The organism is Streptomyces albipurpureus (assembly GCF_023701525.1).
GTDB classification, from domain to species: domain Bacteria; phylum Actinomycetota; class Actinomycetes; order Streptomycetales; family Streptomycetaceae; genus Streptomyces; species Streptomyces albipurpureus.
Genome location: NZ_JAMQAW010000050.1, coordinates 1 through 9,341, shown reverse-complemented (window position 1 = coordinate 9,341; position 9,341 = coordinate 1). Strand labels below are relative to the sequence as shown.

The window sequence follows — 9,341 nt, the reverse complement described above, 5'->3', positions numbered from 1 at the left end:
TCACCCGACGCATCCGGCACAAACTTCACACACACAACAATCCTCAAACCCACGACAAAACCTCCCGCTGATCACCGATGGCCGGGTTCACCCCGTATGCTGCACTCGCGAGCCTATGGTACGCAGTACCCTCTGTAAAGGTACCTAGTGCCAAGCGGGGGGTTGCGGTGTTACGTTCGCCGTATGACTGAAGTGCAGAGACGACGTAAGGCGGCCACCGGCCCCGCCGCCGGGCCCACAGCCGCCAAGCCGCCGATGCGCGAGGTGCTTGCCGAGGCGGCGTTCGAGCTCTTCTTGGAGCGAGGTTTCGAGCAGACCACGGTCGATGACATCGTGGCCCGTGCCGGGGTCGGCCGTCGGTCGTTCTTTCGGTATTTTCCGTCCAAAGAGGACGCAGTCTTCCCCGATCATGAGCGTTGCCTCGCCGATATGACGGAGTTCCTCGAAACGCACGGCGTTGGGGACGCCGTCGACCCGGTTGACGCGGTGTGTGATGCGGCCCGGCTGGTGACACGGATGTATGCGGCGAACCCCGAGTTCTCCGTGCAGCGGTACCGTCTGACACGCGAAGTGCCCGGACTGCGCACCTATGAACTGTCGGTGGTGCGCCGGTACGAACGCACCCTCGCTGGCTACCTCCGGGGTCGGTACTCGGCTGCCCAGGCTTCTGAAGGTGTTGTTGCCGAAGGTGCGTTGCGGGCCGAAGTGATTGCCGCGGCCGTCGTCGCCGCACACAACAACGGTCTGCGGACCTGGCTGCGTTCGGGTGGTCAGGACGACGCCGACGCTGCCGTGGATCACGCCCTGGCGTTGGTGCGGAATGTCTGGGGGAGCGGAGCCGAACGGGCACGGTCCGCACCGCGCGCCGAGGTAGCAGTCTCCGAAGACGACGTCATCGTCATGGTGGCCCCCAAGGGCGCGCCCCTGTGGCGCGTTGTTCAGCGTATCGAGTCGGCTCTCGGCGAGGACTAGTACTCCGGCCTGGCACTCAGTACCGCTGTTTTGGGCTGCCCCTCTTTACCTTGCTGCACTCGGTGCCATATGGTGCCGTTGCGCCAATGTGGCGGCTTGCTGTTTCCCAGCAAAGTGCAGGGGGTCGAGTTGTGTTCCAGCCACCAGCCAGCATTGTGCCGATGAGGCAGCCAGCGGGCCGGCCGATGGGGCGGTCGGCAGTTGCGCCGGCCGAGCTCCCAACGCGACAGTCAACGGTGCGAGAGTCCGGAGGCCTGGTCTACCAGCGGTGCCGTTGGTGCGGCTCGGCCTCCTTCCGGCGGCTGCTGTGCCCCGTCTGCGCTTCGAGCGACCTGGAGACGGTGCACAGCGAGGGCCATGGGGTCGTCATTGAGTCGAACGTGGTGCACCGCCAGAAGGGTGTCGCCCGAAACGAGTCATTGATTCGCTTCCCGGAGGGTTTTGTCTTTCGTTGCCGAGTCGTGGGCGCGGAGCCCCATATGGTGTGGATCGGAGCCCGGGTCCGCCCCGCCTCCGGCACCGACCCACTGATGGGTGAACTCGTCTTTGAGCTCCATGACACCGTTGGGCGCGTTGACTGGTAGTGAGTGGTGCCGGACCTGTGCTCCCTCCTGGTGGAGCAGCAGTGCGGGCGACTCAGTGATCCCCGCCCGAGGAGACGTCGAGCCGCCTGACGAAGTTCTTGCCGCCGTCCTTTGACTCGTAGACGCCGTCCTGACTGGCGACGATCAGATGCGTCTCGGTCACCGCAGTCAGGGCCTGTGGTGCTCCTCCCCGCACGGTGGAGGTCTTCTGCCAGGTCTGCCCACCGTCAGTGCTCTTGCTCAACTCTCCGGATGGATTGATTCCGTACAGCGCGTTCGGCGCCGTCCACGAGAGGAAGGCCATGACGGGTTTGCTACCCGAGCCAAAGCTCTTGCCGCCGTCAGTGCTTCGAATGACTCCGGACTCCGTGGTGGCGAGGATGGTGTTGGCGTCCTGTGGGCTCACCGCGATATCGAGTGCCTTGAGCTTGCTCCGCTGGTCCCAACTCGATCCGTCCTTACTGATTCGCAGCAGACCGTTGGTGCTGTCGTAGCCGTAGATCGTCTGGTGCGCGTGGTCCAGGGAGTGGAAGTCGACTTCCCCGGTGAGTGACCTGTCCTTCCAGGTCTTGCCCCCGTCGGTGGATTCGATCAGACCGAGATTGCCCGGGGCGTCCCGGCCGGGGGCCGGGTGGCCGCTGGCCAGAAAAGCGCCGTCTGCGGTGATGGTGAAGCCCATGAAGTCGTCCTTGCGGTCGCCCACCAACTCGGGGCGGCCGTTCAGGTCGGGCGTATAGATGCCTTCATGGGTGGCGACGTACAGCTTTCCGTCGGACGGACCGATCTCCACGCCGTGGATATGGCTGATGGTCGTCTTGGGCGCGCCCTTCTCGCTGCTGCTGGCGGAAGGGGAGTCCGAGCTCCCGCCAGTGCAGGCGCTGAGGGCGAGGACAAGCACAGCCGCGGTCGTGGACACGGTGAGATGACGCTTCTTCATGGGGTCCTGATCATGTGTGGGAGAGCCACGTGGCCCATATGCGGGTGGGAAGTGGGTCGTCCCCAGGGTAGGAAGCGGCGACGGCCCGGGTGGGGGAACGAGCTCAGAGCCGAGCGAGGATCTTGTTGAACCGATCAGGCTCGGTTGGCTGGGCCGATACCACGGCATCGGCCAGCCTCTTCGCCGTGGCGTTCCCGCCGTTCTGCGATCGTGCCGGCCACTGCGGTACGGCGACGGGCCCAGGGGTGCCGTAGCGGATTTCTGCTGGGTGAGGCCTTGACGCCTTCGGGTCGGTGATGCCGGTGTCGCAGGTCATGACGGAACCTCGTTGCTGTCTCTGGGGGAAGCCATGCCGATGAACTCGTAGCCGCAGGTAGTGAGACCACCTGCGGGGCGTTCGGCCTAGGTCCGCAGAACTGACAGTTGTGCGAGATCCGGTCTCGGCGGTGAGGTACCTGGGCGCACCGTGGTCAGAGCGCCTGCGCACAGGTGGGAGAGCCGATCTGAGCCATGGGCAAGCGCGCCCCACAAGAGCGCCACGAGCACCCAGCTGCCGAGAACCGCCACGCACAAGGAGGCCATGTCCATCGTCGGACCGTGCTGGTGTACCCCGGCCTGAGCGCCGTGTCCGGCGGAAGGGTTCGGCGTGGAGGCAGTCAGTGGATTCCCGGCGGGCGCGGTGTCATGGCCGGTGGGGGAGGACGGAAGCGCCCCGAAGGCGTGTGTACCAGGAGACGCCGAAATGCCCTGGCCGGCCAACCGGGGCAGGCCTGCGGCAGCGGAAAGTGCCGTGGCTCGCTCGCTGAGGTCGTCGGCCGCCGCCGTGTTCACCGGCGCCCCAGTCACGGGAACCGCGGCGGACAGCGGGTTTGTGCCAGGCAGCTGGAAGTGGTGGTGACCGACCGTCGACGGAGCGGTCCCCGCGGAACCTGTCGGATCCGCGATGCCTTCCGGTTCTGTAGACCCTGTCGGTACCGCGAACTCCGCGCGTTCCGCGGACTCTGCTGGAGCCAGCAGCGCCGCGGGGGCATCAGATGCCCTTGACGCATCCGACGCAACACCGAAGGGGACGGCTGAAGCGGTGTCGCCGTGACTCACACCGGAGTCATCATCGGGGTGGCCCACCGTGTGCATCGCGAAGACACCTAGTGCAAGAACGACCAGGAACAGATGCCCCCAGGCACCTGCTGCTCGGGGCGCCCGGCTTGCACTCACGACGCTGACCTCCGCTCTCATCGATACGCCCGACGATACAGAACGACTTGGTGGCATGCCGCCCAGCCCCGTATTCCACTAAGGTTCTTGGCATTGGGAGCCTAGGAGGGCTGCGGTATGCGGAACTGGATGCCTCGACAGTGGGCAGTGGCGGTGGTCGTCGCCCTGCTCGCGGCGATAGTGATCGGCGTGCCGACAGGGGTCGTTCCCACGTCGCTCTTCTCCCGTATGACACCCGTGCTCTGGTGGAACTATCCGGTGTGGGCGCTCAGCTCCGTACTGATGGGGCTTCTCGTCGCGAGTTACTTGGGCGGAGTGCGAAGCACCGCTCCCCAGCAGCCACGTACCGCCCGGACCATCGCGGCCGGAGCCCTTTCGGCCCTGGCCGTCGGCTGCCCCGTCTGCAACAAGCTCGTCGTTCTCGCGCTCGGCATGAGCGGAGCCCACGCCTACTGGGCCCCCGCCCAACCCGTGCTCGCGGTTGTGTCACTCGCGCTGCTCGCCCATGCGCTGATCCGGCGGCTGCGCACCATGGACGCCTGCCCCGTCCCGCCTGCCCGGAACGGGTCGACGACTACGATGAGCAGCCGCTGAGGCCGAGGGCGAGCAACCATCAGAACCACCACAGGGAGTGGGCGTGCGACAACTGGGCGGGCTTGAGGCCGAGATCATGGATCGCCTCTGGTCCTGGGGGCGGGCCGCTACCGCTCGTGAAGTCCGCGATGACCTCAACAAACAGCGCCCCATCGCCTACAGCACCGTGAAGACCGTGGCCGACATCCTCTTCAGCAAGGGAATGCTCACCCGGGAGAAGGACGGCCGAGCCTGGCTCTATCGGGCCACCTGCACCCGCCAGCAGTACACCGCCGCTCGGATGCACGATGCCCTGGAGGGCACACCGGATCCGGCCGGAGTGCTGCTGAGCTTCGTGGAACAGATCTCCGCCGAGGAGGTCCACGCGCTGCGCACTGCCCTCCGTGCCGCCAAGCGGCGGAGCGGTTCATGATCATGGCCGGGGCGGCGGCGGGGTACGCCCTTCTGGCCGGTGCTGCCGTGCCCTACGCCTTGGCCAGGGCGGGTTGGCCCCACCGCTCTCCCGCGTTGGGCGTCTTGGCCTGGCAGGGGCTGACACTCAGTTTCATCGTGGCGACTGCCCTGGCCGTGTATCACCTCGTCCTCACCGACCGACATGTTCACGATGGTCTCGTCGGCCTGCTCAGCGCTTGCGGCCCCGGCCAAGCGGTGTCGAAGGCGGTCGCCTCACCGCCCACCGTTGCGGATGCCGCGCTGCTGCTGATGCCCGCCACGGTCGTCCTCCTGCCACTGGGCTGGCTGGCGCGTACCGCATGGCACACGCGTCGGGAGAGGCGACGGCATGCCGATCTTCTGGCCATGGTGGGAACCGACGCGGACGACTACGGCGTCACGATCGTCGAGTACACCGTGCCCGCCGTCTACTGCCTGCCCGGTCGCGGGTGCCGGATCGTGGTGACCCGCGGCGCCCTGGACGTGCTCACCGATGAGCAACTGCGCGCCGCGCTGGAGCATGAGCGAGCCCATATCCTGGGCAGACACCACCTTCTGCGGCTCTTCGCCCGCGCGTTCGCCCGGGCGTTTCCGGGACTGCCGCTGGCTCGCCTAGCGGAGGCTCAGACCGCCCTGCTGCTGGAAATGAACGCGGATGACCGCGCGTTGCGCTTCCACTCGCGTGATGCTCTTGCCACCGCGCTCTGCGAGGTCGCGGCCGGGCGGGTACCCGCGGCCACTCTCGGCGCCAGCGGCCCCGGCGCGCTCATCCGGCTTCGCCGCATTCTGTCCCCGCAGACCAAACCCCATCGAGCGACCGGCCTGGGCGTCGTCATCGCCTCGATAGCGGCGCCGATACTGCCCCTGCTCCTGGTCTGCGTCCACTGACACGTGTTGCTGACGGGTCTCCCCGTACGTCTGCGGTGTGGGAGACCGGGACCCTCCTGCTTCCTGGTGGCCGGGCGCGGAGGTCCGCCCGCCCAGGAGGGTCTCCGGCCGGCGAGGGTGCCGCAGCCCACCATACCGCTAATCGTTTTAGTGGTTGACTAGGCGGAGATCGCCTCGAAAGGGATCGGCGAGAGCTTCGACATCGTTGGTCTGAGGCAGTGATTTACCAGGCTTTGTGGTGCGATGATCTAGACATTCGGCATCCTGGGAGGGCGCTCACGGGGCAGAGACTGAACGCCTCCCTGTGACTGATCTGCTAAATGGCTTAGCCGAATGGGCTTCGCTGTGTCCGGGGTGGTCTGACTGGTGGGGCGGTGCTAACGACCGGTCAGCCAGTTGTACGTGGCCCGGGCGGTGAAGTCCCGCTGACCGCCCGCGTACAACAGGTCCGCCGACCGGAACGACGGGTCCAACGCCGTGGCGGCCACGTAGGGGATCGCCACACAGCGCATCCCCGCCGCGTAGGCGGCGGCCGCGCCGGGTGGTGCGTCCTCCATGACCACGCAGTCAGCGGGGATGGCGCCCAGCCGGCGTGCTGCCTCCAGGAAGACATCAGGCTCAGGCTTGCCCCTGGGCACCTCCTCGGCCGAGACGATGACGTCAAAGAACGCGTCCAACCCGGTTCCCCTCAGCACTGCCTCGATCGCGGCGAGCGAGGAACCCGATGCCACCGCCATGGGCACCGCCTCCGCGTGGAGCAGTTCGACGAACTTCTGCATCTCCGGATACACCTCAGTCGAGGCGCGGGCCAGCTCCAGGTAGTGCCGGTTCTTGTCCGCCAGCAACGTGTCCACCGGGGAGTCGAGCCCGTACTGCTCGCGCAGCGTCTCCAACGTCTCCCGTGTGCCGATACCGATGAAGTCGGTATGGCGCTCCCAACTGAAGTCGCTCACCCCGTGCTCGGCGAGGAGCCTGCGGCCAGCCTCGTAGTAGTTGGGCTCGCTGTCCACGAGGGTGCCGTCGAGATCGAAGATGACTGAGGGCCCGTGCTTGTCGCTCATGCCCACCAGGATGCCAAGGTCGTGTTCAGCGCTGATCGGCAGCCCGGCCGACCGCTTCCACCAGAGGGAGCAGGCGATGGGGCACCCGCTCCCGCAGAGCGATTTCCGTGCGGGTCCTGACGACTCCCGGTAGCTGGATGAGCTGCTGCACCACATCCTCCAGATGGCCGTTGTCGCGGGCCACCACCCGCGTCAGTAGATCTCCACCACCGGTGATCGAGAACGCTTCCACGATCTCCGCTATGGCGGCGAGCGCATCGCCGACCTCATCCAGGTGCCCTTGGGTCACTTCGATATGGACGAAGGCGAGTACCGGATGGCCCAGAGCCGGGGGAGAGAGCAGCGGGCCGTTACCGGTGATCACGCCCGTGCGTTCCAACCGGTCGATTCTGGCCTGGAGGGTGCCTCGCGCTACTCCGAGAATCCGGGCGTACTCCCGGACACTGGTGCGCGGTTGCTCGATCATGAGCCGCAGAATGCGGGTGTCGAGTGCGTCCACCGCCATGGTCCGTCGGCCTTCCTCGAAGTCACCTGGTGAGGGTGCTGACTCTATCCAGACATGCGCTCTCTCGACGTCGACCGCCTTGGGCGCCGACCCTGTCGCAGGGGGCCGCATAGGAACGGCGTCGTTGAGCCACACCTGTCGGCAGTGTGCCCACCCGGCGAGCACACATGAGGGCCTCGACGAGCAGTCGCGCCGCATGGGTGAGCGATTTGTCGAATGAAGAGCGAGGTGATCATGGTGAATATCGAAAGGTATCGAAAGATATCGAAAGACACGTGAACATCGGAAGGCGTGGTGATTGCCGACAGGGGAAAGGGGGCATCCTGGCCGAGAAAAATACGCACGAAAAAGGAATCGACAAAGCCGCGGTCGGCCGGTGGAAAGCGTTCCGATGAGGCCACAGCAGCAGGGCCGTCCGCATCGGTCGTTGTATTCGACCCGACCCCGGAATCTGTGCCCGCCCCGCCGTTCCTGTGCTCCCGATCCAGCGGTGAGCAGGCCGCACTCATGACGATCTGGGCGGCTCGCCGCCTCGATGCCGAAGGGAGCGGTTGACGGTCCGCCGCTTCCCTGGGCAGCCAACTCCAATGGAGTAACCGTCGACCGGGAGTCGGTCATCGTCGCTGAAGCCATCGCCTTCGGCAACGAAGGCGGGTCTGGCTGACCGATAGCCGGACCGCCCCGGGGCGGTCCGTTCTGAAGGCGCCGGGCGTTTCCGCCACGAGCGAGTTGGCCGATCAAGGGGCGTGGGCAACTCGTCGGGGCTGCCCACCGGTTTGACCCGCTGGGCAGCCCCCGGAGGCAAAAGTGATCTGCGTCATCTCGCACACGCTGAAACCAGCCGTCCAGTCTGCTACCGGCTCCACGCTCGGCCTGGTCAGAGGGCTGTCGGGGGGAGGCGAACCCTGTGCGATAGATGCTCCTTCAACGGCTTGGCCATGACTGAGACAGGCGCCCTGGGGCGGTCGGTGCGGATGTCAGGGAGGCTGGAGGGGGAGAGAACTTCATGACCGCCTTGCCGCTCGCCAGCAGCGGGCCCGCCACCGCGCGGACTGCTGCTGGCCGCGTGGGCACACGATGACAGTGAAGTGAGTGACTGATGCCTGAGAATCGCCCGGGGAAGCTCGTCGCCATCAGCGACCTTCATGTCCGCTATGACGAGAACAAGAAGATCGTTGATGGGCTTCGGCCCGATGCCGAGGACGACTGGCTGATCATCGCAGGTGATGTGGGAGAGGTCGTCTCCGACATCGAGTGGACGCTGAGCACGCTGAGGGACCGTTTCGCCAAGGTGGTGTGGACACCGGGCAACCATGAGCTGTGGACCGCCCCGGACGACCCCGTACAACTCCGTGGTGAGCAGCGCTACCGACTCCTGGTGGACATCTGCCGGCGGCTCGATGTGATCACCCCCGAGGATCCGTTCCCGATCTGGGACGGAGAGGGCGGCCCGGTAGCCATCGCACCCCTGTTCCTGCTGTACGACTACACCTTCCGCCCGCCGGGAACGCACTCCAAGCGGTCCGCCCTCGATGTGGCCGAGAAGGCCGGAGTGATCTGCACCGACGAGTTCATGCTGCATCCTGATCCCTATCCCAGCAGGGAAGCCTGGTGCCAGGCCAGAGTCAAGATCACCGAGGCCCGCCTTGAGGCGCTACCGCCCGATCTCCCCACCGTTCTCGTCAACCACTTCCCCCTGGTGCGTGAACCCACCCGGGTGCTGTGGCATCCCGAGTTCGCGCTCTGGTGCGGCACCACCGCCACCGCGGACTGGCATCGACGATTCCGTGCCCGCGCCGTGGTCTACGGCCATCTCCACATCCCCCGGTTGATCCACTGCGATGGGGTGCCACACCAGGAGGTCTCCTTGGGCTACCCCCGCGAATGGCAACGCCGGCAGGGCACTCCGGGCCAACTGGTACAGATCCTGCCCGCTGTTGTCCCCGCCGGAAGACCCGCATAGCCCACGACGGGTCGCCACCGGGCGGCCTTCCAGAGAGTTGGTATGAGATGACCCTTGTGGACGAGCCCTCCGCCGGGCTCCCGCTGGCCGACGCACGGGGGCGAGCGGCCGAACTCCGCTCCGTCCGGGAGCGGGCGGTGGCTGGGCCCAGTGATCGGGCGACCGAGGCGCAGCATGCGAAGGGCAAGCT

Annotated in this window: 10 protein-coding genes; 6 read left to right on the top strand and 4 right to left on the bottom strand. The window is 66.4% G+C overall.

Going from position 1 to position 9,341, the window contains the following annotated elements; genetic code table 11:
* Positions 1-255: 255 nt before the first annotated feature.
* Positions 256-972, top strand: coding sequence for a TetR family transcriptional regulator (locus tag NBG84_RS31715; RefSeq protein WP_250923130.1), 717 nt, complete (start codon positions 256-258; stop codon positions 970-972).
* A gap of 185 nt (positions 973-1,157) precedes the next feature.
* Entirely contained in the window at positions 1,158-1,556 is a 399-nt protein-coding gene (locus NBG84_RS31710) for a Zn-ribbon domain-containing OB-fold protein (RefSeq protein WP_250923129.1), read from the top strand.
* Between the two features lie 52 nt (positions 1,557-1,608).
* Here NBG84_RS31710 and NBG84_RS31705 read toward each other — a convergent pair whose 3' ends face one another.
* A complete protein-coding gene (locus tag NBG84_RS31705) occupies positions 1,609-2,493 on the bottom strand; it encodes a F510_1955 family glycosylhydrolase (RefSeq protein ID WP_250923128.1) in 885 nt (294 codons plus the stop codon).
* Between the two features lie 103 nt (positions 2,494-2,596).
* Positions 2,597-2,809, bottom strand: a complete 213-nt coding sequence (locus tag NBG84_RS31700; RefSeq protein ID WP_250923127.1) for a hypothetical protein — start codon at positions 2,807-2,809, stop codon at positions 2,597-2,599.
* A 1,016-nt stretch (positions 2,810-3,825) separates the two neighbouring features.
* Between NBG84_RS31700 and NBG84_RS31695 the strand changes: the two genes are divergently transcribed.
* From NBG84_RS31695 to NBG84_RS31685, 3 genes are read left to right on the top strand one after another with little or no spacing between them, the layout of a single operon-like run.
* Positions 3,826-4,302: a hypothetical protein gene (locus NBG84_RS31695; protein WP_250923126.1), complete on the top strand. Its 477-nt coding sequence runs from the start codon at positions 3,826-3,828 to the stop codon at positions 4,300-4,302.
* Between the two features lie 43 nt (positions 4,303-4,345).
* Positions 4,346-4,714, top strand: a complete 369-nt coding sequence (locus tag NBG84_RS31690) for a BlaI/MecI/CopY family transcriptional regulator (RefSeq protein ID WP_250923125.1) — start codon at positions 4,346-4,348, stop codon at positions 4,712-4,714.
* Positions 4,711-5,622, top strand: a complete 912-nt coding sequence (locus NBG84_RS31685; protein WP_250923124.1) for a M56 family metallopeptidase — start codon at positions 4,711-4,713, stop codon at positions 5,620-5,622. The genes NBG84_RS31690 and NBG84_RS31685 overlap by 4 nt, the downstream gene beginning before the upstream one ends.
* Before the next feature lie 377 nt (positions 5,623-5,999).
* Here the strand turns inward: NBG84_RS31685 and NBG84_RS31680 are convergent, their stop codons facing one another.
* Together NBG84_RS31680 and NBG84_RS31675 are read right to left on the bottom strand one after the other, a co-directional pair.
* Positions 6,000-6,683, bottom strand: coding sequence for an HAD family hydrolase (locus tag NBG84_RS31680; RefSeq protein ID WP_250923123.1), 684 nt, complete (start codon positions 6,681-6,683; stop codon positions 6,000-6,002).
* A 25-nt stretch (positions 6,684-6,708) separates the two neighbouring features.
* Positions 6,709-7,188: an Lrp/AsnC family transcriptional regulator gene (locus NBG84_RS31675; protein WP_250923122.1), complete on the bottom strand. Its 480-nt coding sequence runs from the start codon at positions 7,186-7,188 to the stop codon at positions 6,709-6,711.
* A 1,099-nt stretch (positions 7,189-8,287) separates the two neighbouring features.
* Here NBG84_RS31675 and NBG84_RS31670 point away from each other — a divergent pair.
* Positions 8,288-9,151, top strand: a complete 864-nt coding sequence (locus tag NBG84_RS31670; protein ID WP_250923121.1) for a metallophosphoesterase family protein — start codon at positions 8,288-8,290, stop codon at positions 9,149-9,151.
* The last annotated feature ends 190 nt before the right edge of the window (positions 9,152-9,341 follow it).

What these genes read in the sequence shown, in the direction of transcription:
- NBG84_RS31715 (WP_250923130.1), top strand. Translation starts at nt 256, where the DNA reads ATGCGCGAGGTGCTTGCCGAGGCGGCGTTCGAGCTCTTCTTGGAGCGA.
- NBG84_RS31710 (WP_250923129.1), top strand. Translation starts at nt 1,158, where the DNA reads ATGGGGCGGTCGGCAGTTGCGCCGGCCGAGCTCCCAACGCGACAGTCA.
- NBG84_RS31705 (WP_250923128.1), bottom strand. Translation starts at nt 2,493, where the DNA reads ATGAAGAAGCGTCATCTCACCGTGTCCACGACCGCGGCTGTGCTTGTC.
- NBG84_RS31700 (WP_250923127.1), bottom strand. Translation starts at nt 2,809, where the DNA reads ATGACCTGCGACACCGGCATCACCGACCCGAAGGCGTCAAGGCCTCAC.
- NBG84_RS31695 (WP_250923126.1), top strand. Translation starts at nt 3,826, where the DNA reads ATGCGGAACTGGATGCCTCGACAGTGGGCAGTGGCGGTGGTCGTCGCC.
- NBG84_RS31685 (WP_250923124.1), top strand. Translation starts at nt 4,711, where the DNA reads ATGATCATGGCCGGGGCGGCGGCGGGGTACGCCCTTCTGGCCGGTGCT.
- NBG84_RS31680 (WP_250923123.1), bottom strand. Translation starts at nt 6,683, where the DNA reads ATGAGCGACAAGCACGGGCCCTCAGTCATCTTCGATCTCGACGGCACC.
- NBG84_RS31675 (WP_250923122.1), bottom strand. Translation starts at nt 7,188, where the DNA reads ATGGCGGTGGACGCACTCGACACCCGCATTCTGCGGCTCATGATCGAG.
- NBG84_RS31670 (WP_250923121.1), top strand. Translation starts at nt 8,288, where the DNA reads ATGCCTGAGAATCGCCCGGGGAAGCTCGTCGCCATCAGCGACCTTCAT.